Source organism: Sphingomonas oligophenolica (genome assembly GCF_039522915.1).
Classification (GTDB): Bacteria; Pseudomonadota; Alphaproteobacteria; order Sphingomonadales; family Sphingomonadaceae; genus Sphingomonas; species Sphingomonas oligophenolica.
Genome location: NZ_BAAAEH010000020.1, coordinates 1 through 25,816 on the forward strand (window position 1 = coordinate 1; position 25,816 = coordinate 25,816).

A 25,816-nucleotide genomic window follows, 5' to 3' on the forward strand; every position below is an offset into this window, starting at 1 on the left:
CAGGATTTGTCTGCCGTGCACCAACCCCTACAGATAAAATCCCGGACAGCAGTGGGACTTGTTCCGGGGTCCATGGTGCCACCTACGCAACGCCTGAAGCGCTTGCGGAAGCATGGATGCCGGAACAAGTCCGGCAGACGACTGGGGTGTGAGGTCCTATGGACCGCGAGCGTTTGCGGGAATTCATGGTCGTCCATAATCCCTCTCTCGCACTCTTTTCAGAGAGATTGAATCGGTCCCCGTCAGGCGACGACGTTCGCGGCCCGCAGCGCCTCGATCTCGTCGGCGGTCATGCCGAGGACGTTGGCGAGGATGTCGCTGGTATCTTCGCCGAGCACCGGCGGCGCCTCCGGGACGGGCTGCGGCGCGCCGACATAGCGGATCGAGCGGTTGACGATGGGGATCTTGCCGAGGGTCTTGTGATCGACCTCGACGACCATCTCGCGCGCCACGGCCTGGGGCTGGGCCAGCGCTTCCTTCACCCCCAGGATCGGTGCGTGCGGCACCTGGTGAGCGGCGAAGATCGCGACCAGGTCAGCGACGGTGCGTTCCCGGGTAAAGGCCGTCAGCAGATCGTTGACCGCAGCGCGGTTGTCGCGGCGCTGCTCGATCGTCGCAAAGCGGGGGTCGGCGATGTTCTCGGGCATGCCGAGCGCTTCGCAGATCCGGACCCAGAAACCGTTGGTCAGGCAGGCGACGACGATCGAGCCATCCTTGGCCGGGAAGATGCCATAGGGCACCAGATTGGAATGCTGCGAGCCCTGCGGCGTCGGATCCTCGCCGGTGAAGAAGGCGAGCTGGGCGAGATAGCCGAGCATGCCGACCAGCCCGTCCATCAGGCTGATGTCGATCAACCGGCCGCGCCCGGTGGCGTGACGTTCGTGAAGCGCGGCCAGGATGGCGATCGGACCGTTGATGCCGCCGATCAGATCGCCGAGCGGAATGCCGAGCTTGGTCGGCAGCGCGCCGGGCTCACCATTGACGCTGAGCGCGCCCGACATCGCCTGGAGCACGATATCGAAGCTCGGCCGGTCGCGCAGGGGCCCGGTCATGCCGAAGCCCGAGATCGCGCAATAGATCAGGCCCGGGTTGATCGCAGAGAGCGTTTCATAGCCGAGCCCGAGCCGATCCATCACGCCGGGCCGGTAATTCTCGACCAGGATATCGCATTTCGCGGCGAGATCGCGCGCCAGCTTCAGCCCCGCCTCGGTCTTGAGGTCAATGACGATGCTTTTCTTGCCGCGATTGACGCTGAGGAAATAATGGCTCTCCCCGTCGCGGTGCGGCGGGAAGGTGCGAGTTTCGTCGCCGGTGCCGGGCGGCTCGATCTTGATCACCTCGGCGCCGAGATCGGCCAGCGCCTGCGCGGCGGCGGGGCCTGCGAGCACACGGGTGAAATCGAGCACGCGAATGCCCTTGAGCGGGCCGGGCCAGGTAGGAGGAGTGTTATCGGTCATGCGAGGTCACTGCCCGGCGGTGAGTCAGTCGGGGAACAGTGAAAATGATCGATTCGGCCTATCACGGACGTCCCCCAACTGGGCCCCGGCCTTCGCCGGGGAAGCAAGGGGGGTACATGCTGGAAAGGCGTCATCGCCTCAAGCTAAACCGGCCCGCCCCAATAGGAAACGGGCCGGAACGCTGACCGCTTACCTGTCGCCGCGGCTGGGCAGTTCGGCGATCGAGGTGCCGAAGGCCGAGTTCTCGCCGCGATGGGTGGTCGCCTGCTGCTGGATCTCGACAAATTTCCTGCCGTTCTCTTCGAACTTCCGGATCACCGAGCCGTCGATATAGAGCGCGTCGCCATCCGGATTGTGGCGGCGGATCTGGCACTTCGACTTCACCAGGAAACCGTCGTCACCGATCCAGTTGGTGACATGGTGAGTCAGCCATGAGCAACGCTCGGGCCCATAATCATAGGCGCCCGGTGCGCCGACTTCGAGCGCGAAGGCTTCGTCCCAGTGAACCCGCTCGGGGCAATCCGGCACGTTGAAGCGGTTGCGGATGCCGAGGCCGGGATGCGCCTGCTGCATCTGGTTGGCGAGCTTGTTGGCGCGGATATAGAGGCCACCCCACCCTTGCGCGTAGCAGATGAAGCCGGTGACCGTCATCGGGCCCTTCATCATGCGCGGGAGCTGATCGCCGACATTGACGTCTTCCCAGTAGCGCGGATTGCTGCCGCGGATTTCCTCGGCCTGGTAGAGGCGGGTGAATTCGGCGAGCTCTTCCTCGGTATATTGCTCGACCCGGCCGCGCGCCTCGGTGTATTTCGTGCCGCGCTCGCGCGCTTCGTCGCGATCGGTGCGGAACACCCAGCTGTCGGCCTCGGCAACCTTGTCGCCGCCCTGGTTGAAGAAATCGACATGATAGATCTGCTGGAAGCTGCGGCCGGCGAACTTGGTCTGATGCTCGACCAGATCCTTCAGATAGGCCTCGGTGCGGATCGTGTCGTTGCGCAGGACCGGCTTGTGCCAGGTCCAGTCGGCACCCGCCCACATGGCATGAACGCCTGACAGGCCGCCGCAATAGCCCGAGATGATCCGGCTGGTGGTGAACAGGAAGCTCGGCAGCGCGACCAGCGTGCCGTACTTGGTCTTCTCGGCATAAGCCGGATCGGTCCACAGCGGGTTATCGTCGCCGATGCCGTGCGCATAGTGACGGATCGCGTCGCGCGTGGCTTCGTAGTTCCACGGCTCGATCGTGTTTTCGATCTTGACGCCGATGCGCTTGCGCAGATCGTCGAGGCCTTCCTCGGTGATCTTGGGAAAGCGCTGTTCGGGTTTTTCGAGGACGGTAGCCATATCAATCTTCTCCTGGATTCAGTTGGTGAGGGCGAGGGCGGCCGCTGCTTCGCGGTCGCGCAGGATCTTGCGGTGAACCTTCCCCGCAGGCGTTTTGGGAAGCTCGGCGACGAATTCGACGAGGCGCGGAAATTCATGCTGGGCGAGCCGCTCGCGCGTGAAATTCTGCAGCTCGGTGACGAAGGCATCGCTCGGCGCGCGGGACGAAACGACGAACGCCTTCACGACCAGGCCGCGCGTCGCGTCGGGCGCGCCGATCACGGCGCATTCCTGCACGTCGGCGTGCTTGAGCAGGGTGTTTTCGATCTCGACCGCGCTCATCGTCCAGCCGGCCGAGATGATGACGTCGTCGGCGCGCCCGCAGTGATAGAAATAGCCGTCCTCGTCGATCCTGGCCAAATCCTTGGTCGTCTCCCAGCGGTCGCGGCGCCAGAGCATCAGCTCCCCGACGACGCCGGGTTCGGTCGGCGAGCCATCGGGATTCTGGACCTGGAGGCGCTGGCCGGGGACTGGCTTGCCGAGCGAGCCGGGCTTGACCGCGAAATCCTCGGCGCCCGGGAAATTGACCAGCACGACGCCGATCTCGGTGGTGCCGTACATGCTGCAGGCGGGGACGTGGAAGGTCTCTTCGATGAAGTCGAGCGTGGCGGGATCGATCGGCTCGCCGGTGTAGGAGAGCTTGCGGATCGCGAAGGTGAAGTCCCCTGCCCGGCCGCTGTTCTTCATCATCCGATAGTGGGTGGCGGCCGCCGACATGTTGGTGATGCGGTAATCCTGCAGCGCCTTCATGAGACGGACCGCGTCGAAGCGGCCGACAAAGGTGCCGGTCGAGACGCCGAGCGCGAGCGGCGCCAGCGTGCCGTGCCACAGGCCATGGCCCCAGGCAGGCGATGACGGGCAGAAGAAATCGTCGCCGGGGCGAATGCCGGTGCCGTAGAGCGCGGCGAACATCAGCGTGACGAGCGCGCGGTGGGTGTGCTTGACCGCTTCGGGCAGCTCGCGGGTGGTGCCCGAGGTGTATTGGAAGACGGCGAGATCGGTCGCCTTGGTCTGCGGCGCATAGCTGGCCGGGAAAGTGGCGATCTCATCGAGCAGCCCGTCATCGGCGACAATGACGGTGACGCCTTCGATCTGGCGGGCGAGCTCGGCCTTTTCGCGGTTCGTGATCAGCAGCTTGGGCTTGCAATCGTCGATGCGGAGCCGAAGCCCATCGAGCCCGAACAAGGTGAAGAGCGGCACGCTGATCGCGCCCGACTGCATCGCGCCGAACAGGCAGACATAGAAGGGCAAGGACGGCTCGAGCATGAAGGCGATGCGGTCGCCGGGGGCGATGCCGTTCGCGTCGAGCCAGTGCGCGAACTGGGCGGCGCCGGCGGAGATCTGGTCGAAGCTGAGGATTTCGTCGCGACCATCCGCATGGGCGAGACGGACGGCTGGGCGGCCGCTGCCGTCGGCGTGGCGGGTGATGCATTCATGCGCGATGTTGAACCGGTCGCGGTCGCCGTCGAACAGCGCCCAGGGCGCGTTGGTGTCCGCGTGCGCGATCGCATCGGCATAGTCTGTGAAATCGGTCAGCTTCATCGCGCACCAGTCTTTTCGCATCGCGGGAGCGACTCTTCGATCAGCCCCTCGCCCGCCAAATTCTATGTCATGCTGTAAAACTGTTGCATATATCGAATGCTGTTCTGTATATTGAACGATGAAGCATCGCCCTGGCGATGCAAGGAGACGAGATGGTGGAATCCCCCGCTTCCCCGAGCAAGGCTCCCGCGATTGCACGGGCGGCGGCAATCCTGCGCCTCCTCGGCAAGAGCGACACCCCCCTCGGCGTGCAGGCGATTGCGCGCGAATTGGGCCTGGTGCCGAGCACCTGCCTCTATGTGCTCCGCGCGTTGGCCGAGGAGGAATTGATTGCCTTCGATCCGGACACGAAACGCTATGCGCTCGATGCCGGCGTGCTGACATTGGCGCGGCAATGGCTGCGGCGGAACCAGTTCCCCGACCTGATCCAGCCGGTGCTCGATCGTATCGCCGGGGATTTCGGCGTGACGATGCTCGGCGTGCAGATCGTCGGGCTCGACCATATCATCGCGGTCGCCGTCTCGCGTTCGGGCAACAATTTCCAGCTCAGCACCCAGGTCGGCAGCCGCTTCCCCGCGCTGATCAGTGCCACGGGGCGGTGCATCGCTGCGTTCGGCGACTATCCCGAGGCCGAACTCGCCCGGCGATTCAGGACGCTGCGCTGGGACGAACCGCCGAGCTTCGAGGCGTGGCGGGAACAGGTCGCCGAAACCCGCGCGCAGGGCTTCGCGGTCGATGACGGAAATTACATCGCCGGCGTCGCCGTGCTCGCCGCCCCGGTGTGGAAAGCGCCGGGCAAGCCGAGCCATGCGCTGGTTGCGATCGGCATCGGCAGCGCGATCAAGAAGCGCGGCCTGGAGGCGCTGGGCGACGCGCTGGTGGCGGCGGGGCGGACGGTTTCAGCGCAGATGAGCGGGGGCTGAGAGCCGGATTTACGCTGTTCCGGGCTAATAACAGGGAAAGAACAGGGAAAGATTTTTATTTTCGGCGTTCCCGTGGCGCTTTCTCCAGTATTTACATAACTATATCAATAACTTACCAGTCTTTTCCCTGTTATTCAGAACAGCGAAACTGTTGGGCATAACAGGGAAACATCCTGCGATTAACAGCGAAGCTGCCCGCGATAACAGGGAAAGCGTCGACATGGCGCGAATGCTCGCCTGCACGGTCATGAGAAAGAGCGAGTCCGGACCCCGGGGTGAGGAGCCAACCCGGCTACACTGCAATGATTTTCCTCCGGGTTGAATCGAGCAACGAGGCGGATCGACGGCATCCCGACCGATGCAGGTCCCCGCCAGGTTTCGCCCAGAAATCCTCGCGGGTGTTGGTTCACGGAAAGGTAGCGGGCGGCAATCCTGGTGACGATGGGCTTGATGTTTTGCGGGTAGCCGACGCGCGCCAGCCTCGCGCAATTAATGCGCTTTCACCGATATCGTCCGCTGCTTGGGATGCCCGGATGCTGTCGCGGCAGTTGGCGGAGGGACGCAAGCGGGTTGAAGGCTACGTATTTGAGTCAGGCGGTGAACCCATCGACCGCAACTGCCTGAGATGGGGATTGCGCCGATAATAAGCCCATCTCTGGAACCCCTGAATGAGCCCCCCCACAATGAGTATAATCGACAAGACCACCCCGCCGCCTCCTATGGAACTCGAGGCCATTAGGGCGGCTTGCTCAAGCGAAAAGCCTGTGTCGGTTGATAACAACCTTGGAAGCAATTTCGGCGTCGTTACGATGATAATAAGTGACAAACAAAGAGTCGCAAATCCGATCGCGATCTTCTTCCGAGGGCTTTCTAATGAGAAAAAATCGCGCGCCCAGAAAACGGCCAGCAGGGTCGGGATTACGAACACGTAGATAAGCCAATCGTGCGTCACATCGAATCCCAGTCTTACCACGAGACAAGCCTATCCGGATCGGAGCGAGGTCGCAATTAAAGCTTCAGGCGAGCAGAAAGCGAATCCCAGGCGAAAAGGACCTACTCGGAGCGAAGTGAGAGCACGCTGCCTTCCGCATCTGCCGACACGTAGAGCGTGCCGTCAGGTCCAGCGGTCACAGCGCTGAAATTGATCATCGGGCCCGCCATATCGCCGATCGGGCCGAGGAACTTGGCGGTGACGCCAGCCGGCGCGCCGACCGCCAGGCCGCTGGCGAGCATCTCGCGCCCGCCGCCGGAGAGATTGCAGGCGACGAGTTGCTTGGCGAGGGTATCGACCGTCACGAGGCGCCCGCCGGCGATCGCGAGGCCTTCGGGGCGCCGCAGGCCTTCGAGCACTGGCTCGGCCTTGCCGCCCGCGAGCTTCACGATCCGGCCGGCGCCGGCCTCGGCGACATAAACCGCCCCGTCGCTGCCGATCGCAACGCCCATCGGCTTGTCGAGCCCGGCGGCGAGTTCGGTGACGTCGCCATTCTCCGCCGACAGCACCCGGCCGGTGCCATATTCAGCGAAGACCACCGCGCCGCCCGGCGCGACCGCGACGCCCATGAGCTGGTCATAGCCGGTAGCGAGGAAGTCGCTTTCGCCGGCGGCGGGGCGATAGCGGGCGACCGCGCCGAGACCGGTGGTGATGATCCATTCGCCGGCCTGCGCCCCCGCCGCGACGCCGCGCATGTAGCCGGGGCAGCCGGGATAGAAGATCATGCCCGCAAGCTCGAGCGCGCCGCCGGGGCGGAGGGTGTAGCCGAACACGCCATCAGCGACGAAGATCGCGCCGTTGGCGCCGACCGCGAGGCCGAGCGGCCATTGAAGCGAGCGCGGGACGATCGGGCGGATCCTGCCGGGGCTGAGGATCTCGGTGATCTCGCCGGGGATGCTCGAGACGAAAATCCGGTCGCCGATGAAGGTGACATTGTCGAGGCCGGGGCCGAGGTCGGCGAGGATTTCGCGCCTGCCGCTGACGAGATCGAGCCGAAGCACCTGGCCGCTCGCGACCTGGGTGGTGACGATCCGTCCCTTGCTGTCGAACTTGACTGAGTCGGGCACGCCGAGATCGCCTGCGACGACTTCGGACGCGCCGCCGGCGAGATCGACGCGCCAGATCTCGTTGGTGCCCATCACCGGGAAATAGAGCTTGCCGTCGGGGCCGACCTGGAAGGCATTGGCCATCGGCACATTGTCGAGGATCACGCGGGGTGCGCCGCCGTTGAGATCGAGCTCCATGATCCGCGCGCCGACCCGGCATTCGCCGGCGATCAGCCTGCCCTGGTGCCAGGTGATCGGATTGGCGACCGGCATGTCGCCCTGGATCATGCGGACCTGGCCGTCGGGGGTGCGCATGCAGACCCGGCCCTCGGTGATCTCGGTGAGATAGAGATTGCCCCGGTCGTCGAACACCAGATCGTCGGGCGCGACGATGTCGCCGCCCATCGCACTGATCGTCTCGATCATGCCGGTATCGACATCGATCGCGCTGACCTGGCTGCCCGGGACCTGGGCGACGTAGATACGGCCATCGGGGCCGGTGGCGAGGCCGTTGGCGCCGAAGAGGCGGCTTGGCGGGGTGAGGCGGGTGAGGGTCCAGCCTTCGGCGAGGGTCGTCGCGATTGGGGCGGTGTAGCGGCTGGGTTGCGTTGCCATCAGGGGTCCTCTCAGTCGCCAGCGTCCTGATGTGTCCCCGCGAAGGCGGGGACCCAGTCTGGGCTCCCGCCTTCGCGGGAGCACAAAAGGGCGTGAGGCTTGCTTCTCAAGCGGCGCCGTACCCAAGCAGCGACTTCACCTCGAGATATTCGTGGAAACCATATTCGCCCCATTCCCGGCCATTGCCGCTGCGCTTGTAGCCGCCGAACGGCGCGTGGAAATCGAAGCCGCCATTGATGCTGATCCAGCCGGTCCGCATCCGCCGTGCGACCGCGCGGCACTGGTCGAGGTCGCTGCCGTTGGCATAGCCGGCAAGGCCGAAGCTGGTGTCGTTCGCGATCTCGACGGCGTGATCGACATCCTGATAGCCGATGATCACCAGCACCGGCCCGAAAATCTCCTCGCGGGCGATGACCATGTCGTTGGTACCGACAAACACGGTCGGCCTGACGAACCAGCCCTTGTCGAGCCCGTCCGGGCGGCCGAGGCCGCCGGCAATGAGCTTCGCGCCTTCGTCGAGGCCCTTCTGGATATAGGACTGGATGACATCATACTGCGCCCTCGAGACGACCGGGCCCATCGCGACATTGCCCCTGGGATCGCCCACCGTCACGCCGTCGGCCGCGGTGCGCGCGGCGGCGATGGCTTCCTCCATCCGCGCGGCGGGGACGAGCAGGCGCGAGCCGGCGCTGCAGGTCTGGCCCGAATTGCCCATCATGCCCGCCGTCGCGCCGGCGACATTGGCCGCGAGCGCATCGTCGTCGAGCACGATGAACGGGCTCTTGCCGCCGAGCTCGAGCGCGACGCGCTTGACCGTCGCCGCCGCATCCTTCTGGATCTGGACGCCGACCGGCTCCGAGCCGGTGAAGGAGACCATGTCGACATCCTCATGGGTCGAGAGCGCGGTGCCGATGACGCTCCCGCTGCCCTGGATCATGTTGAACACGCCCGCCGGGACCCCGGCCGCGTGGAGGATCTCGGCCAGGATCTGCGCCGAGAAGGGCGCGAGCTGGGGCGGCTTCAGGATCATGGTGCAGCCGGTGGCGAGCGCCGGGAAGATCTTCACGCAGGTCTGGTTCATCGGCCAGTTCCACGGCGTGATCAGGGCGCAGACGCCGATCGGCTCCCTGGCGATCACCGTCGCGCCGTGCGGTTCGTCGAACTTGAAGTCGCGCAGCACTTCGATCGCAGTCTGGAGATGGCCGGCGCCGAGGCCGACATGGAAGCCGTGCGCGAGCGACGACGGCGCGCCCATCTCCTCGATGATCGCGTCGCCGAGTTCGGTCTGGCGCTTCGCATATTCGGCCTGGATGGCGCCGAGCAGGTCGAGCCGCTGCTCGCGCGTGGTCTGGGACCAGCTCGCGAAAGCCATACGCGCTGCGGCGACTGCCTTGTCGACATCGGCAGCCGAGCCGAGCGAAATCCGGCCGGCAACCGCCTCGGTCGCAGGGTTGATGACATCCGCGGTCTTCGCTTCGATCGGGTCGACCCACGCGCCGTCAATGTAGAATTTCAGATAGTCGCGCATGAGTCTCTCCGTCTTTTTTAGCCCCTCCCCTGAAGGGGAGGGGCTTTCGTCAGTTACTGCGTGCCTTCGGCGTACCAGGTGCGGAACTTGTCGTATTTCGGCATCTCTTCCGAATTCGCCTTGGGGTCGATCGGCACATGGATGACCGTCGGGCCGCCGCCTTCGGCGATGCGCGCATAGGCGCGCTCGATCGCAGGGCCGATCTCGTCAGCCCGCGTCACATAATCGCCATTGGCGCCAAGGCCTTCGGCGATCTTGTCGAAGCGCACCTTGTTGCTCCAGTGCGTGCCGGTCTCGGCGGTGCCGGGGCCGAAGGTGCGTTTGTAGACGCCGACTTCGAGCCCCCATTGGAAATCGACCGCCACCACACAGACCAGGGGCAGGTTGCGGCGCACCGCGACCTCGAGCTCGGCGATGTGGAACAGGAAGGACGAATCCGACGTCACCAGCATGCCCGGGCGTGACTTGCCCGTCTCGGCCTGGTCGGCGAGCATCGCGCCGGTGGCATAAGGCAGGCCGGTGCCGATATGCCCGTAATTCTGGTTCCAGATCACGTCGTTCGGCTTGCACTGGTTATAGGTCCAGCCGAAGATCACCGAGGCGCCGCCGTCGCGGATCATGATCCCGTCCTTGGGGAAGGCCCTGGTCGCCTCGACGATGAAGCGCGAGGTGTGGATCGGCACGTCGCCGGTGCCGTCGCTCTTGCTCAATGTCTCCACGGCGAGCTGGTCGAGCTCGGCCTGGCCGTCCTTCATGAACTTGGCGAGATCAGGGCCCGCGGGTCGCCCCTTGCCGAGCGCGCGGCTGAGCTGCGGCACGACCGCGCGGACGTCGCCGACCAGCGGCACGTCGATCGGGCGGTTGACGCCGATCGCGGTCGGGTCCTGCTGGACATAGATCCATTTGCGGGTCGCCTCGCCGGCATGCCAATGCCGCCAGCGGCCGAAATGGACCGGCTCGCCCAGTTCGGTGGCCAACGCGACGACGCAGTCCGATGCCTCGACCGCCTCGATCGACGCGTCGGAGAAGACGTACTGGAAGGTGCGGTCCTCGATGCCCTCGATATAGGAGGTGCCGCCCGATGTCTGGATGACCGGGCAGTTCATCAGCTCGGCCAGTTCGCGGACGGCAGCACCCGATTTGGTGGTGTGCACCGCATGGCCGACCAGCAGGATCGGGTTCTTCGCTTCGAGGATCAGCTTGGCCGCCTCGGCGATCCGGTCGCCATCGGCGCCCTGATTGGTGAGGCGATAGCGGTGCGGCGGCAGCACCGGCGGGACGTCGAGTTCCTCGAGGATGATATGGCTCGGATATTCGACATAGGTCGGCCCGGGCGTGCCCGACATCGCGACCCGGATCGCCTCGCGGATCACTTCGTCGGTCTGGTCGGCATATTCGATCGCGCCCGAATATTTGACGGAGTCCTCGATCATCGGCTCCTGGCGGACGAACTGGATCCGCCCCCGCCGCACGCGGCGCTCGGTGACGCGGGCGCGCTGGCCGCCGAGGAAGATGACCGGCGAATTCTCGACCTTGCAGCACTGGATGGCGGGCATCATGTTCGCCAGGCCGGGCCCGAGCGTGCCGAAGCAGAGGGCAGGCTTGCCGGTGATGCGCGACGCTGCCTCGGCCATGAAACCGGCGGCGGCTTCATGGTGCGGCGAGACGACGGTCCAGCCGCGCGCCTCGGCCTCGAGGCAGAGATGGACGAAGTTCGGATCGGGAATGCCGAAAAGGGTCTTGATCCCCTCAGCCTCGAACAGGTCGAGGATGCGCTTGTAGACCGGCGTGCCGCCCGCCTTCAGCTTGAGGTCTGAGGTTGCCGTTGCGGGCTTCGGATCGTCATAGCTCATTTCAGTAACCTCGGTTCGCCCGTGCCCATGAACTGGGCCAGATTGCGGTGGAAATTGGTGATCTTGCGTTCCTGGTGCGGATTGGGGAGCGGGCCGCGGAAGCCGCGCGACTTCATGCCCCTCTGCACCCACTCCATGTTCGCGAAATCCTGCGCGAGGATGGCCCCCCATTGCTCGGCCGTCGGCGCAGCCTCGATCCATGCCGTCTCGGGCGCATCGCCCTCCGGATAGCGCTCCAGCGCATAGGCCTCGAAAATGCACTTGTCGGGATCGTTGCCATAGGGCCGCGTCCTGTAGCAGAGCGCGAAGGTCACCCCCTGCAGGATGGTGAGATTGGGGAAGAGGCTCCACGCCAGCCCCGCCTCGGCCATGATCTCGGGCGGAATTTCCGGCCAGGCGACGCCGCGCGCGGCGTCATCGGCCTTGGCTGACTTCATCCAGTGCGCAATCACCTCGCTGGCCGGCGTGCCCTCGGGCAGTTCGTCGACCAGGCGTTTGGCGGCATTGACCAGCGTATCGGTCGAACCGGTGAAGTTCAGCGTCTCGAAATTCTCGCGTGCCAGTTCATAGGTCGAGATGCGGGCGTCCTCACCCTTGCCCGCCCGGGACACCGATCCCCCCTGCGCCATCTTGGCGGCAAGACCCTTCTGGTCGAACCCGCTGACGCTGTGGCGATCGTGCGCGGCGCTGTAAGCGTAATAATCACCGTAATCGAGCAGCTGGGTGTGCGTCCCGGCGACATGGTAGGGCTCCATGAACGCCTCGATCGCGGTCTTCCAGTTGCACGGATAGATTGCCCATTGCCGCCACTTGTACGACATGCGGTCGAGCTCGAAATGCGACAGGACTTCGCCCGCGCGGCCGAGATACTCGGGCAGCGGCTCGGCGGAGGCATCCATGTTGATCCATACCCAGCCGCCCCAGCTCTCTACCCTGATCTTGCTGAGGCAGGTCAGCTCGGGCGTCAGCGCGCCCTGCCAATCCTCCTTGTCGAGGATATAGGTGTTGTTGCCCTCGGTATCGAAGGTCCAGCCGTGGAAGCCGCAAATGAAAGTGCGGCGGTTGCCGCGCACGCTGTGGACCCCGTCAGGCACGTTGATCAGCTGGCGGCCGCGATGCGGGCAGACATTGTGGAAGGCGTTGAACGTCCCGTCGCCCGTCTTGAGGACGATGATCGAATCGTCGGCGATATTGTAGGTGACGAAGTCGCCGACTTCCCTGAAATCCTCGACGCGCTCGACGAGCTGCCAGACCCTCGGCCAGAGCTTCTCCTTCTCGGCCTCGGCATAGTCGCGCGAAAGGAACGCTTCGACCGGGTAGGTAAGCGGCTTCGCCAGGTCCTCAACGGCGATTCCCGACGGCTTGTTCATGACGTCCTCCAGCATTCCAGGCCGAACCCGACACGCAGGCGCGCCTGCGCCGAGCCGGATCGCGCGCAGGACGACCCTATCTCAGCGCCCCGGCCCCACCCAAACGCCCCGGCGATCATGACGAGACAATCAGCCCCTTCATGTCGCCTTCGGCGCGCCATTCGCTGAGCAGGGCCTCGAACGCCGTCCAGCCATGGCCGTAGCCGCGGAACAGCGCCCATTTGGGATTCCCCTCGCCTTCATTGTTGAAGTAGCTCGGCGGGCACTCGCGCTGGAATTGCGAGAGGTCGATCTCGATCGCTTCGAAGGTGCGGACATAGTCGGCCTGCGCCTCGGCGCTCGGCTCGACCGAGGCAGCGCCGCGCCGCAGCGTCTCGGCGATGATATGGGCGATATGCTCGCCCTGGCCGCCCAATTGCCGGGTCACCGTGGCGTTGAGGCCACCCTGGATATAGCCCATGTAGAACTGGTTCGGGAAACCATGAGTCATGGTGCCGTGCAGGGTCCTGGGCCCCTCGCGCCAATTGTCGTAGATCGACGTGCCGTCACGGCCTTCGACGACGTCCATGCCCCAGCGCCGTTCGAGATCGCTGGTCACCTCGAATCCGCTGGCGAAGATGACGCAGTCGACCTCATATTCCTTGCCGTTGGCAATGAAGCCCTTTTCGGTGAGGCTCTGAAGCCCCTTGGTTTCCGATACGTCGATCAGATCGACATTGGGCCGGTTGAAGGTCGGGTAGAAATCGTCGCTCGAAAGCGGGCGCTTGCAGAGGAAGCGGTAATAGGGCTTGAGCGCCTCGGCGGTCTTCGGATCGTCGACCAAGGCTTCGACGCGGCGGCGCAGCCGGTCCATGACCCGGTAATCCATGCTCTCGCGCCGCGCCATGAACTCCTCGGGCGTGAGCACAGGCCAGCCTTCGGCTTCGAGTTCTGCCGCCAGGTTGCGGGCAACCTCGGTCCAGATGTCGCAGATCAGGTCGGGATCGCCGGGGCCAAGGGCTTCCATCGCGGCGCGGTGGAAATTGGCCTGGCGCTCGGCCTGCCATCCGGGCTTGAGCGACGCTGCCCATTCGGGGTCGGTCGGCGGATTGGGCCGCTCATCGACGCTCGAAGGCGTGCGCTGGACCACGTACAGGTGCTTCGCGTATTTCGCGAGATGCGGGACTGCCTGGATCGCGGTCGCACCCGTCCCGACGATCGCAACGCGCTTGTCGGCGAGCTTGTCGAGCACCGGGTTCTCGTAGCTGCCGCCGGTATAGTCGTAATCCCAGCGCGACGTGTGGAAGATCTTGCCCTTGAACGTGTCGAGCCCGGCGATCGCCGGCAGCTTGGGCATGTTGAGCACGCCGGCGGCGATGATGACGAAACGCGCGCGGATCTCGTCGCCGCGATTGGTGGCGACCCGCCAGCGCTTGATCTCGTCATCCCAGCGCAGCTCATTGGCGAGAGTGTGGAACAGCGCCTTGTCGGCGAAGCCGAACTGGCCGGCGATCTGCTTGCAATACTGATAGATTTCACTGCCGTCGGAGAATTTCTTGGAAGGCAGGAACCCGGTCTCCTCGAGCAACGGCAGATAGCAATAGGCGTCATTGTCGCACTGGATGCCGGGATAGCGGTTCCAGTACCAGACGCCGCCGAAATCGCCGGCGCTGTCGATGTTGCGGAAGTTGGTCACCCCGGCCTTGGTCAACTGATAGGCGGCCATGATGCCGCCCCAGCCGGCGCCGAGGATGGCGACGTCGATCTCTTCCGAAATCGGCTCGCGTGGCTCGATCGGCTTGTGGGGGTCGGCAGCGAAATTCTCGACCGCGCCGCCGGTCGGGCGGACATATTGGGTTTGGCCTGCGGGCTGCAGGCGCCTGTCGCGCTCATGACGATATTTCTCGCGCAGCGCCGGGATATCGATGTCGTCGGCCGCAACCGTCCGCGTTGGCTCGCAGCCCATAGCCTACTCCTGAATTCTGTTTTTAACCGTCACACTAATAATCAACAATGATGTTCATTTGCAATGTCGCCGAGGAGCGCCTCGGGTCACCGCCAGCCTCGCCTGCCACGCCCCCCGCTCCCCTCGAAGTACACGCTTCTCCGCCATTTTCGCGCGCGCGCCATCAGCAGAACGGCCTCCCGCAGCGATTTCGCTCCGGCGATATGTCGAGGGAAGCCGCGACGCGGCTCAGGCCGGCCTGACATAGGTTGGTTCGTCCGGACCCGGCGCACCCGGAAACGCGCCATAGTCCGGGCTGTCGACAAAGGCTGCCGACAGATCGGCCGGGCCGCGATACTGCATGCTCCAGTGTCGCCACGCGTAGCGCCACAGGCCATCCTGCTCAACATAGCGATCGTGATAAATGCCGATCGTCATCGCCGAACTGCCGTCGTTCATCTTGGCGAACTCGATCATGTGCAGCCGCCCGATGGCGCCGCCCTCAACCAGATCGATCATCGCGGGCAAGGTGATGAGCTGGATGCGCTCGCAGCGCCCCAGCATGGTCACACAGGCCTGAGCAATCTCCTCACGGCCCTGCATGTGCCTGCCAGCGATTTTCCATACGCCGACCGTCGCGAAGCAATCAGCAAAACTGGCCGGATCCTGGCGCCAGACCGCATCCATGAAGCGCCCGTGCAATTGCCGGATCCCGCAGTCAGCATTTACGACATCGGTCATCGACCACTCTCCATTTCGGCTCTCCCATGATCGGCCGGACAAGCGGCTCTAGCGTCTCGCGCGCGTGGCGGGGATGGCGCGGCGCGGCGCGAGGCAAATATCGCGGGAGCGGCGCGCAATGACCCGCGGTTGACTGGTTCATCTTTTGAACTATATTCGCGCTGCGGCCGTTTGCAGCGGTTTGAAAATGAAGACGGCTTCAGGAGACGGAGATGCCAGGGATGCGCAGAATCATGATCGCAGGCGCGCTGGCAACGCTCATCGCCACACCGCTGCTCGCAGCGGCGCAGGACGCTGTGGACACGCGCGTCGCGGGGCTTCGCCAGCTCGGCGCGGCGTTCAAGAACGTCAATGACGAGCTCAAATCGAACACCCCCCAGACCATGATCCTCCAGATTTCCGCGCGCCAGATCCGCGACGCGGCCAGATACCAATATGGCTGGTTCCCGGCCGGGAGCGGCCCGCAGGCACGCGTCAACACCAAGGCGAAGGCCGCAATCTGGACGCAACCTGCCCAGTTCAAGGCAGCGCAGGACGCCTTCGCGGCGCAGGCCGCCGCCTTCATGAGGGTCACGGCGACCGGCAATGCAGCAGCCATGCGCGTCCAGGCAAAGCAGCTCGGCGAGGCCTGCGCCGCCTGTCACCGAATCTACCGCGTCGACGACAAGCATTGAAGATCGGGAGTCACCGGCAACCGACGAGGAGTGGCGTGATGAAGACATTGTCATTGGCGATCGCACTGCTGGCACCGGCGCCGCTGATCGCCCAATCCACCATGCAGGCCGCTCAGGACAGTATGACTGAAGCGAGCGCCTACCCAGCGACGGTTTCAGTCAGGACCGGCAAGGCCGGCCCCTATTATGCAGATGCCAAAGGCAAGACGCTCTATGCACTGAGCTCACGCACGGTACGCGCGCGCGCCGGCACCACGCTCGGCTATTGTATCGGCCCCTGCGCCAAAATCTGGACGCCGCTGGCGGCACCGGCGGACGCGAAGCCGGTGGGGCGCTGGAAAGTCGAACGCGCCACGCAAGGCCCGCAATGGTCATACAGCAACGACCTCGTCTTCACCTATAACGCCGACCTGGCGCCCGGCGACATGGCGGGCGACGGCTATGAAGACATGTGGTCGATCATCGCCCATATTCCGCCCGCGCCCCGGCTTGCCGCACCCGCCGGCGTGACGGCGCGCTATGTCGATGCCCATTATATCCTGAGCGATACAGGCGGGCATGCGCTGTTCGTCTCCGCGGGGGCTTGCGACGCGGCTTGTGCGACATGGTCACCCTTCCCTGCGGGCATGGCGGCGCGCGACATGGGCGACTGGACCGTCCGGCGGGACGGCGATCAGGCGCGATGGGTTTATCGCGGCAAGCCCGTTTATGTCAGCCAGGAAAACATTCCCGGTCATGCGCCGTCGCAAGGCATCATCCTTCAGCCCTAGGCGCAGCAGCATTTCACGATCGCAGAATTAGTTCATATTTTGAACTTGATCTTCGCCCGACAAGGTGAGAAGATAGTTCATAATCAGAATTAATGAGGCGAGGTTATGCGAGGCAAGGGCGTTCCCGGGGACACAGCGACACGCGGCTTGACGGCCAGGGCGGAGCGTCCGCTCAAGCTGGCCGCCCTGGTCGGTGCGCTTGCCATTGCCGGCGGATCGGCCCCTGCGGCCGACCCGAAACGGGCATCGACACCGATCGCAAGCGCCCTGCCCGCTCCGCCGGCCAATGGCGAGATGGGCTATGTCCTCACGGCCTTTGCGCCTGCCATCTATCAGGGCAAGGACGATTGCCCTGACGGGCTCGCGAACACGGTGCAGGAGAATTACCTTCAGTCGCTGCCCGCGCTCGAACGCGCCCGGCTGCTCCTGAAGCCCAACGAGCCCGAGCTGACCAGGCGCTGGAAGGCCTATGCGGTCGGCCCCGACAACACCAATGTCTGCGCCAACCCCGAGCTCTTCGATCACCCGATGCTGAAGACAATCCAGGGCAAGGTCGCGCCCGGCCTCGATCTCGACGGCAAGGCAAATGGTGCGGGCGCGGGCGGCTGTTCCCACGACAATTTCGTCAGCCCCGCAGGTGAGCGCGGCATCGACAACCAGGCCTATCGCGCCCTGGGATGCAGCCGCAGCTACCGCGGCGTTGACGGGAGCGCCGGCGACGTCGTCAGGGGCTACAATAATTTCCTGGCAACCGGCGAGCACAGCATGGTGCTGTTGCTGCGGGGCGTGGACAGCCTGGTCAATGACGACGATGTCGAAATCGTGTTCGCCACCACCGGCGACCGGCCGATCCTCGATTCGCAGCGCAACTTCATCACCGGGGCGAGCTATTCGGTCAGCGACAACCCGCGCTGGCGCAACGTGCTGCACGGGCGCATCGTCAACGGCGTCCTGACGACCGATCCGCACGATGTCCACCTCACCAGGAAGGTCGGCCATGGCGGGATCAGGGGCGAGAATCTGGAATGGCAGTTCAGGCAGGGCCGCTTCAGGCTCGCCTTCCAGCCCGATGGTTCAGTGAAGGGCCTGTTCGGCGGCTATCAGCCGGTGCGCAACGTGATCGAAATGACGACGCTCGGCGGAATCGGCGCCGCGACCGTCGCGGGAATCGACTGCTCGGCCGAGCTCAAGACGCTCGAGAAAATGGCGGACGGCATGCGCGATCCGAAAACCGGACAATGCACCGCAATCTCCGCGGCGCTCGACGTGTCTGCGGTGCCGGCGTTCGTCACTGACCGCCCGGCAACGACGATGGCGGGAAACTGAGATGGGCAAGCCTCGCCCCTATCTGGCCCTAGCCCTCGCCCTACCGCTCATCGCATTCGGCTGCGCCGCTGACAGCCAGCGCGGCATCGCCTCGACCAAGGCGACGCGCGCGGCGCCCGATGAACCCGTCGCGCAGATCGTCGGCATGCGGCGCCTGACCGAAGCGCAATATCGCAATGCCATCGCCGACATCTTCGGCCCTGACATCAACCCGGCAGGACGGTTCGAGCCGATCGTTCGGCCCACCCATCAGCTGATCGCGACCGGCGCGAGCAGCGCCTCGATCTCGCCTGCGGGGCTCGAGCAGTTCGACGCCATGGCGCGCGGGATCGCCGCGACCGTGTTCGACGATGCACACCGCGCGACCTTCGTGCCATGCACACCGAAGAGCACCGGCCAGCCGGACGATGGCTGTGCTCAGGCCACGCTCGCGCCGATCGGGCGGTATCTGTTCCGCCGTCCGCTGACCCTGGCCGAGCAGGCGGCCTATGTGCAGATGGCGAAGGCAGCCACGGCGCGCGGCGGGGATTTCTATTCGGGCCTCCAGCTTGCGCTCGCCGCAATGCTTGTCTCGCCCAATTTCCTCTACGTGATCGAAAGTGCCGAGCCCGATCCGGCGCGGCCCGGCGACCTGCGTCTCGACGGCTATTCGAGCGCCGCGCGCCTGAGCTTCCTGCTGTGGAACACCACGCCAGACGATGCGCTGCTATCCGCCGCCGGGCAGGGCCGGCTGCAGGACCCGGCTCAGCTCGCCGCGATCGCGCAGGCGATGGTCAAGTCGCCGCGCCTCGAAGCGGGCGTGCGCGCCTTCTTTGCCGACATGCTGATGTTCGAGAAGTTCGACGAGATCGCCAAGGACCCGATCGTCTATCCGCGCTTCAACCAGGGAGTCGCCAAGGCACTGCCTGAGCAATTGCTGCGCACCATCGTCGACCAGCTGGTGACCCGCGACGGCGATTATCGCGAGCTGTTCACGACGCGCCGTACCTTCATGACCCGCGCGCTCGGCCCAGTCTATAATGTCCCGGTGCGGGCGCGGTCGGGCTGGGAACTGCACGAGTTCGCGGCCGATGACGATCGCGCCGGGCTGCTTGGCCAGGCCGGATTCCTCGCGCTCTACGCGCATTCCGGGCGCAGCTCGCCCACGATCCGGGGCCGGGCAATCCGCGAGCGGCTGTTGTGCGAGCCGGTTCCGGACCCGCCCGGCAACGTCAACTTCACGGTGGTCCAGGACACGACCAACAAGCTCCTTCGCACGGCCCGCGCCCGCCTCTCGGCCCATGCGACCGATCCGGCCTGCTCTTCCTGCCACAAGATCACTGATCCGCTCGGCCTTCCGCTCGAGCATTTCGACGGCATCGGCGCGTTTCGCGCGACGGAAAACGACGCTGCGATCGACGCCTCCGGCACGCTGGAAGGTGCGGCCTTCAATGGCGCGTCCGGGCTCGGCAAGGCGATCGCGAACAACCCGGCGGCAACCGAATGCGTCGCCAACCGCGCGCTCGAATATACGATCGGCCGCTCGACCGATGAGGAAGGCGATGCGCTGGCTGCCCTGGAAAAGGGCTTCGCCGCTGACGGTTATCGCCTGCCGGCACTGATGCTGCGCCTCGCCACCTTGCCCAGCGCCTACCAGGTGCGCCGAGCGCCCGAACCGAAACCCCAGGTCGCCGCCAGCGGCGTCCCTTCAGGAGCAAGCCAATGACCCTGACTCGCAGAACCGCGCTCAAGGGCGTGATGCAAGGCGCCGCGATCGCCGTCGGCTTGCCGCTGCTCGACATTTTCCTCGATGTGAACGGCCAGGCGATGGCAGCCACCGGCGCGCCCTTGCCGATCCGCTTCGGCACCTGGTTCTGGGGCCTCGGGGTCAATCCCAACCAGTTTTTCCCCGACAAGGTCGGCGCCGATTACGATCTCAAGCCGGAGCTCGCGCCGATCAAGGCCTTCCAGAAGCGAATCAATGTCTTCAGTGACTTCAACATCCCGCTCGATGGCAAACCGAACCTGCCGCATACCAGTGGCGGTGTCGGCATCCGCACCGGCATGGCAGCGATGGGCGAAGGCAATCTGCCAGGGCCGTCGTTCGACGTTCTGATCGGCGACCAGATCGGCACCAAGACCCGCTTCCGCTCGCTTGAAATTTCGTCGACGGGCGATCCGCGCAACTCGCTGAGCGGCCGGGGCAACGGCAATCTCAATCCTTCCGAGACGTCGCCCGCCGCTCTATACACGCGCCTGTTCGGCCCCGGCTTCCGCGATCCCAACAGCGCGACCTTTGTTCCCGATCCGCAGGTGATGGCGCGGCGCAGCGTGCTCTCCGGCATCACTGACCAGCGCAAGGCGTTCGAGGCCCGGCTCGGCGCCTCGGACAAGCAGCACCTCGACCAGTATTTCACGTCTCTCCGCCAGCTCGAGAAGCAGCTCGATGTCGAGCTGACCAAGCCCGAGCCGATGCAGGGATGCGTGATTCCGCGCCGCCCCCCCGAGCGCGAAATCAATGCCGAGATCGAGAATGTCGTCACCAACCATCAACTGATGACCGACATGCTCGTCATGGCGATGGCATGCGACAATACCCGCGTGTTCAACATGAACTTCAACAATGGCGCCTCGTCGCTGACCCGGATCGGGAGCACGATCACCCATCACCAGTTGACCCATGAGGAACCGCTCGACAACCGGCTGGGCTATCAGCCGCACGTGACCTTCTTCGTCGACAAGATCATGGAGGCCTGGGCCTATTTCGTCGGCGCCATGGACTCGATCAGGGAGGGCGACGGCACCTTGCTCGACAACAGCCTGGTGTTCGCGCACAGCGAGACCGAATTCGCCAAATTCCATACCATCGACAACATCCCCATGATGACCGCGGGCAGCGCCGGCGGGCGAATCAAGACCGGCCTGCATATCGCCGGCGAGGGCACGCCGGTGTCGCGCGTCGGCCTCACGCTGCAGCAGGTGATGGGCGTATCGGTCGACAAATGGGGTGCCGCCAGCATGGAGACGAACAAGTCGATCTCGGAAATACTGGTATGATCCGCCCGATCTGGGCCGCGGCGCTCCTTTTTGCCGCGACGCCGTGTCCCGCACAGGCGCAGAGCGCTGCGTCCGCCACCCCGGTACAGGCCAGCCTGATGGCGCCCGGGCTGCGGGTCGCCGATATCGACCGGTCGATTGTCTTTTACGGCATCGCACTTGGCCTGGTGCCGGCCACAACCCTGCGTCATGGCCCGCTGACCGAGGTCATGCTGTGCGCAGACGGCAAGGCGGGAAAGCTCGCCCTCATCCTGATGCACGACGCGACGCCGGGCACATCACCACCGATCGAGCTCGGCAATGGCGTTCAGAAGATCGTGATGCGCGTGCCGGATCTGGCCGGGGTCGCGAACCGGATGAAGGCCGCCGGCTATCCGGTGGGGGATGTGCATTGGAACAAGGGGGCCCCTTCCGTCCTCATGATCAAGGATCCGGATGGCTACAGCTACGAGCTCGTGGGGAGCACGCCGCATGGATGAGCCCGTTTCGCCTTTTGACGTCGCGTTGTCGCGGCGCGGGCTGATTGCCTTGGCCGCCGGCGCGCCCTTGCTCGTCGTCGGTCTGGCCGCGGTTGCCCATGCCGAGGAGGCGCCGGCGATCTGCGTCGATCTCGATACGCTCCCCGCGAGTCAGAAGGGCATGCGGCGCTCGATCGGCTTCAGGCTCCATTCGCCCGACCCGAAGAAGCATTGCAGCCTCTGCACCTTCTTCACCGGCGCCGCGGCCGGTTGCGGCAAATGCCAGTTGCTCAGCGGCGGCTCGGTTGCCGCGACCAGCCTGTGCGATTCCTTCGCGGCCAGGGCCTGAGGCGTGGCGACGGTTTTGCGACAATATGTGTGGGATGTCCCGACCCGGGCATTCCACTGGCTGCTCGTGGCCCTGCTCGGCTTTTCCTGGTGGAGCGCCGAAACCGACCATATGGACTGGCACCAGCTTTCCGGCCTCGCTGTCTGCGGCCTGCTGATCTTCCGGATCCTCTGGGGTGTGTTCGGCACCGGGACCGCTCGGTTCGCCCAGTTCGTGAAGGGCCCGCGGGCTATATGGTCCTATCTGCGGTCCGGCGAACGCGCGCGCCGCCCCGCACTGATCGGGCATAATCCGCTCGGCGGCTGGAGCGTCGTCGCGTTGTTGCTCGTGCTGGCGACGCAGACCCTGTCGGGGCTGCTCGCAGTCGATGTCGACGGGATCGAATCCGGGCCGCTTTCCTATCTCGTCGATTTCGATCAGGGCCGCCTGGCGGCGGCAATCCATCATATCAGCTTTACCGTCCTGCAGGGTCTCGTCGTGCTGCATATGCTGGCGATCCTGTTCTACCTGCTGGTCCGGCGCCGAAATCTTGTCTGGGCCATGATTGTCGGAACCCAGCCGATCCCTGACGGGGAGCCCCGCGCGGTCGCCCGTGTTGCCGTGTGGAGGCTGGCCGTCGCGATCCTGGTCGCCGCGGCCGCAGCCTGGTGGATCGCGGGCGGCGCGCGACTCTGAAGCTATTGCGGGTCCAATTGCTTGACAGCGCCCGGTGCGCAGTAGACTTCACGCCACCGATGAGCGCGAAACCCAAAGAACCGGCCCTGAGCTGGGACGAGATCGGCTTCCTGTGCGAGGGCATGTCCTTCGCCTCAAGGCCGATGCAGGAAGCGACCCGCAACATCACTGAAGAATTCTCGCTCGGCCCGCGCGGCGCATGGATCCTGGGGCTGATCGACAATGGCCATATCTACCCGCTGGACATCACCAATGTCTTCAGGATCGGCCGTAGCCTGATCTCGGCCGAACTGGCGCGGCTGACGGAAGCCGGCCTGATCACCTCAGTCAAGAATCCGCAGGATCGCCGGCGAACCGCGCTGGCATTGACACCCACCGGCAAGGATGCCCGTCGCCGCGCCAAGGCGCAGCTTGCCGCGCTCGTGCTCGATCGGCTCAAGGATTATTCGCGCGAGGAACTGCTGCTATGCGCACGGATCCTGCACGACTGGCGCGCGAACGGGCCGTCTGAAGGCCCTTAGGCGCACCCGCGCCCCCTTGTCGCGGCCGATCAAAGCGCGTTGCGCTTCGCAATCTGGCCAAGCACGGCCAGGCTCGGTTTCGGCGTGCGCCTGAAGGTCGTGCGATCGACCGCGTACAGGCCGAGATGGAGGCCGTAGCCGAATATCCACTCGAAGCTGTCGAGCAACGACCAGTGGACATAGCCCTTCACCGGCACGCCCTCCGCCATCGCCTTGTGCAGTTCGACAAGGCTTTCCCGGATGAAGGTCGCGCGGACCGCATCGTCGCTGGTGGAGACGCCGTGCTCGGTAATCATGATCGGGACGCCCGCCACTGAATGCGCATAGCGCACCGCGCCCGCGAGCGACGGAGCATAGACTTCGCGATGCGATTCATTGAGCGTGGCGCCCTTCGGCGGCGGCATGGTGCCCGTGTCGCCCCAGACCGCGCGTTCGTAATTCTGCACGCCGAGAAAATCATCCTGCTTGGCGACCTCGAGCCAGGCGCCGTAAAAGGCCTTGCGCCGGGCATCGCGCAGGCTGTTCGCGCCGGCCGCCTGATCGTCGGAGATGGCCAGTGTCACGCCCACCGGCAGGTCGCCTCGCACTGCCTTGATCGCTGCCTTGCCGGCCTTGTGGCCGGCAATGAGGTTGGGCAGCATCGTGCCGAGATCGGCCGGGTCCGGGATCATCGCGTTCGAGAATTTCGGCGATCGGCAGGCCAGGGCAGCCGCTTCGTTCATGGAGCGCAGGAAGCCCAGAAACTGGGGCGGGAAGACCTCACCGATGATGCATATCGTGTTGGGCTCGTTGAGCGTCGTCGCATAGCCGATCCCGCCCGCGAGATGCCGCGCCGCCTTGTCGCAGAAGCGCGCGAACAGGTCGGCCGCCTCGGGGCTGGTCCAGCCGCCTTGCGCGGCGAACCAGCGCGGCGTGGTGAAATGGTTGAAACTGACCATGGGCATCAGCCCGCGCGCGCGACAGCCATCGACGATCGCCTTGTAATGATCGAGCATCGCGGCCGAGAAAAACCCCTTTTCCGGCTCGATCCGTGCCCATTCGAGCGAGAAGCGGAAACTGTTGAGCCCGAAGCTTTTGACCAGATCGAGGTCGGTGCGCCACAATTCCAGGCTGTTCGTCGCATCCCCCGACCGCGCTGCGAACATGGTTGGCTTCACATTTTCGAGCAGCCAGATGTCGCTGTTTATATTATTGCCCTCGACCTGATGCCCGGCGCTCGCCGTCCCCCAGACGAACCCCTTGGGGAAGGTTGGTGCCGTCTTCGCCTGCACCTCGTCTATCTTCAGCAGCGAAACCGCGGCGGTCGCCCCGGCGGCCATCAGAACGGCGCGTCGATTCATCGTCATCCGATCCTCTCCAACCCGTCACGATCGCAGGGTCGTCTTGCCTTTTCGTAACGACCCGGCTCACGCTGCGCACCTAGCCGGCGCCAAACAGCGCCACGACGATGGGCGGGGGTCAGGGAAGGTGGTTCAGACCATGCGCCCTGCGGCAAAGCGCCTGCGGGTGATTTCGACCGCGTCTCGCGCTTCCTCGATCGCGGCTTCCTCGGTCGCGAACAGGAGATAGTCGAGGACTGCCGCCAGGTGCGCCCGCATCGCCACGCGGGCCTTTGCCGGGTCGCGGGTGCGCAGCGCCGGAGCGATCACCTCATGCTCATGGACCACGGGCTTGATCTGCGCCGCCCGCCCTGGCCTGCAGCAACGCGATGCCCGGCGAGGATGCGCGCTGGCGCTCGAATTCGAAGTGCATCATAATTCAAATAATGAATTAATTTCTTGCCGCGAAGCCCCCATGGCTTTATGGCAGGGCATATGGTGAGGGGAGCGCGAAAAGCGGATCAACGTCCGCCCGTCCCGTGCGGCAAGGCGCCGTTTGTCCCGACCGACATGTGAGAGCCCGGCGCTTCGATCGGGCTGCTGCTTGAAAGGTTTTTTCGATGCGTGCCTTTGCCGTTGCCGCCCTTCTCCTCCCGATTGCACCTGCCCCGGCGTTCGCACAGGCGACGCCGACGTCGGCCGCGGCGCCTGCCGCAGCGCCGGCCGCGACCGGCTATAGCGTCGAGGATACGGATATCGGGACGCTGCTCGACGATCCGGCCGCCAAGGCGGTGCTCGACAAGCACATGCCCGGATTTTCGACCAAGGATCAGATCGACATGGCGCGCTCGATGACCCTGAAGGGAATCCAGCAATATGCGCCTGACATGATCACCGACAGGGTATTGTCGGACATCCAGGTCGATCTTTCGAAGCTACCCGCGAGGAAGTGAGGCCTCCGCCCGCGGCGGCCCGGCTGCCGCGGCGCTCCTCCTATCTCGCAGCAAGCTCATCGCTCGGCTGACCCGGCCAGCGTGCCTCTTCGAGCCGCTTCCACGCGCGATGCAGCGTCTCGCGGGGCGCGCTCAGCCCGGCACTGTCGGTGGTGGCGCGCCACCGGCCGGCATCGTCCACGACCCGTGCCACGCCAGGGCTCGGCGGCAGATCGGCGCCCCAGCTTTCGATCGAGACGGCGTTGGTCAGCGCGAGCGACGCCGTTGCCACACCCAACACCATGAGGGTCCAGCGAAGGCCATGGTCCTGACCGACCGGACCACCGGGCAGATCGACCGGGAATTCCTGTGCTGCGGACATGCAA

23 protein-coding genes are annotated in these 25,816 nt (G+C 65.0%); 11 read left to right on the forward strand and 12 right to left on the reverse strand.

Annotated features, from left to right (window positions below; genetic code table 11):
• Positions 1–242: 242 nt before the first annotated feature.
• From ABD050_RS10470 to ABD050_RS10480, 3 genes are all read right to left on the reverse strand, one after another.
• Positions 243–1,457 (reverse strand): CaiB/BaiF CoA transferase family protein, encoded by a 1,215-nt coding sequence (locus ABD050_RS10470; protein WP_343889262.1) that lies wholly within the window; start codon positions 1,455–1,457, stop codon positions 243–245.
• A gap of 189 nt (positions 1,458–1,646) precedes the next feature.
• Positions 1,647–2,798: an FAS1-like dehydratase domain-containing protein gene (locus tag ABD050_RS10475; RefSeq protein WP_343889263.1), complete on the reverse strand. Its 1,152-nt coding sequence runs from the start codon at positions 2,796–2,798 to the stop codon at positions 1,647–1,649.
• Positions 2,799–2,816: 18 nt separating this feature from the next.
• Positions 2,817–4,400 (reverse strand): acetate--CoA ligase, encoded by a 1,584-nt coding sequence (locus ABD050_RS10480; RefSeq protein WP_343889264.1) that lies wholly within the window; start codon positions 4,398–4,400, stop codon positions 2,817–2,819.
• Positions 4,401–4,531: 131 nt separating this feature from the next.
• Here ABD050_RS10480 and ABD050_RS10485 point away from each other — a divergent pair, with 131 nt between their 5' ends.
• The gene (locus tag ABD050_RS10485; RefSeq protein ID WP_343889265.1) at positions 4,532–5,302 is read left to right on the forward strand and encodes an IclR family transcriptional regulator; all 771 of its coding nucleotides are present in this window, start codon (positions 4,532–4,534) and stop codon (positions 5,300–5,302) included.
• A 1,053-nt stretch (positions 5,303–6,355) separates the two neighbouring features.
• Here ABD050_RS10485 and ABD050_RS10490 read toward each other — a convergent pair.
• From ABD050_RS10490 to ABD050_RS10515, 6 genes are all read right to left on the reverse strand, one after another.
• Entirely contained in the window at positions 6,356–7,954 is a 1,599-nt protein-coding gene (locus ABD050_RS10490; RefSeq protein WP_343889266.1) for a gluconolaconase, read from the reverse strand.
• 106 nt (positions 7,955–8,060) lie between these two features.
• Positions 8,061–9,482, reverse strand: a complete 1,422-nt coding sequence (locus ABD050_RS10495; protein WP_343889267.1) for an aldehyde dehydrogenase family protein — start codon at positions 9,480–9,482, stop codon at positions 8,061–8,063.
• A gap of 53 nt (positions 9,483–9,535) precedes the next feature.
• Complete coding sequence (locus tag ABD050_RS10500; protein WP_343889268.1) at positions 9,536–11,335, reverse strand: thiamine pyrophosphate-binding protein; 1,800 nt, start codon at positions 11,333–11,335, stop codon at positions 9,536–9,538.
• Positions 11,332–12,705: an aromatic ring-hydroxylating oxygenase subunit alpha gene (locus ABD050_RS10505; RefSeq protein WP_343889269.1), complete on the reverse strand. Its 1,374-nt coding sequence runs from the start codon at positions 12,703–12,705 to the stop codon at positions 11,332–11,334. The genes ABD050_RS10500 and ABD050_RS10505 overlap by 4 nt, the downstream gene beginning before the upstream one ends.
• Positions 12,706–12,820: 115 nt before the next feature.
• Positions 12,821–14,650 carry a flavin-containing monooxygenase gene (locus tag ABD050_RS10510; protein WP_343889270.1) on the reverse strand — a complete coding sequence of 610 codons (1,830 nt, stop codon included), beginning with the start codon at positions 14,648–14,650 and terminating at the stop codon, positions 12,821–12,823.
• A 228-nt stretch (positions 14,651–14,878) separates the two neighbouring features.
• A complete protein-coding gene (locus tag ABD050_RS10515; protein ID WP_343889271.1) occupies positions 14,879–15,370 on the reverse strand; it encodes a nuclear transport factor 2 family protein in 492 nt (163 codons plus the stop codon).
• Between the two features lie 221 nt (positions 15,371–15,591).
• On the opposite strand from ABD050_RS10515, the gene ABD050_RS10520 reads away from it, so the two are divergent.
• The 9 genes from ABD050_RS10520 (at position 15,592) to ABD050_RS10560 (ending at position 23,179) form a co-directional block, all read left to right on the forward strand.
• Positions 15,592–16,044 carry a c-type cytochrome gene (locus ABD050_RS10520; protein ID WP_343889272.1) on the forward strand — a complete coding sequence of 151 codons (453 nt, stop codon included), beginning with the start codon at positions 15,592–15,594 and terminating at the stop codon, positions 16,042–16,044.
• 38 nt (positions 16,045–16,082) lie between these two features.
• The gene (locus ABD050_RS10525; protein WP_343889273.1) at positions 16,083–16,814 is read left to right on the forward strand and encodes a COG4315 family predicted lipoprotein; all 732 of its coding nucleotides are present in this window, start codon (positions 16,083–16,085) and stop codon (positions 16,812–16,814) included.
• Between the two features lie 105 nt (positions 16,815–16,919).
• Positions 16,920–18,140: an RNA-binding protein gene (locus ABD050_RS10530; protein WP_343889274.1), complete on the forward strand. Its 1,221-nt coding sequence runs from the start codon at positions 16,920–16,922 to the stop codon at positions 18,138–18,140.
• Position 18,141: 1 nt separating this feature from the next.
• Positions 18,142–19,845, forward strand: a complete 1,704-nt coding sequence (locus tag ABD050_RS10535) for a DUF1592 domain-containing protein (RefSeq protein ID WP_343889275.1) — start codon at positions 18,142–18,144, stop codon at positions 19,843–19,845.
• Positions 19,842–21,176, forward strand: coding sequence for a DUF1552 domain-containing protein (locus ABD050_RS10540; RefSeq protein WP_343889276.1), 1,335 nt, complete (start codon positions 19,842–19,844; stop codon positions 21,174–21,176). Before ABD050_RS10535 ends, ABD050_RS10540 begins: the two co-directional genes overlap by 4 nt.
• Positions 21,173–21,655 carry a VOC family protein gene (locus ABD050_RS10545; protein ID WP_343889277.1) on the forward strand — a complete coding sequence of 161 codons (483 nt, stop codon included), beginning with the start codon at positions 21,173–21,175 and terminating at the stop codon, positions 21,653–21,655. Before ABD050_RS10540 ends, ABD050_RS10545 begins: the two co-directional genes overlap by 4 nt.
• Positions 21,648–21,983 (forward strand): high-potential iron-sulfur protein, encoded by a 336-nt coding sequence (locus tag ABD050_RS10550; RefSeq protein ID WP_343889278.1) that lies wholly within the window; start codon positions 21,648–21,650, stop codon positions 21,981–21,983. The genes ABD050_RS10545 and ABD050_RS10550 overlap by 8 nt, the downstream gene beginning before the upstream one ends.
• 3 nt (positions 21,984–21,986) lie before the next feature.
• A complete protein-coding gene (locus ABD050_RS10555) occupies positions 21,987–22,658 on the forward strand; it encodes a cytochrome b/b6 domain-containing protein (RefSeq protein ID WP_343889279.1) in 672 nt (223 codons plus the stop codon).
• Positions 22,659–22,717: 59 nt separating this feature from the next.
• A complete protein-coding gene (locus ABD050_RS10560; protein WP_343889280.1) occupies positions 22,718–23,179 on the forward strand; it encodes a MarR family winged helix-turn-helix transcriptional regulator in 462 nt (153 codons plus the stop codon).
• Positions 23,180–23,208: 29 nt separating this feature from the next.
• Here the strand turns inward: ABD050_RS10560 and ABD050_RS10565 are convergent, their stop codons facing one another.
• Entirely contained in the window at positions 23,209–24,525 is a 1,317-nt protein-coding gene (locus tag ABD050_RS10565) for a family 1 glycosylhydrolase (RefSeq protein ID WP_343889281.1), read from the reverse strand.
• A gap of 126 nt (positions 24,526–24,651) precedes the next feature.
• Entirely contained in the window at positions 24,652–24,846 is a 195-nt protein-coding gene (locus ABD050_RS10570) for an FCD domain-containing protein (RefSeq protein ID WP_343889282.1), read from the reverse strand.
• Between the two features lie 272 nt (positions 24,847–25,118).
• Here ABD050_RS10570 and ABD050_RS10575 point away from each other — a divergent pair, with 272 nt between their 5' ends.
• Complete coding sequence (locus ABD050_RS10575; RefSeq protein WP_343889284.1) at positions 25,119–25,451, forward strand: hypothetical protein; 333 nt, start codon at positions 25,119–25,121, stop codon at positions 25,449–25,451.
• A 40-nt stretch (positions 25,452–25,491) separates the two neighbouring features.
• Here the strand turns inward: ABD050_RS10575 and ABD050_RS10580 are convergent, their stop codons facing one another.
• Complete coding sequence (locus ABD050_RS10580; protein ID WP_343889285.1) at positions 25,492–25,812, reverse strand: hypothetical protein; 321 nt, start codon at positions 25,810–25,812, stop codon at positions 25,492–25,494.
• Positions 25,813–25,816 lie beyond the last annotated feature (4 nt).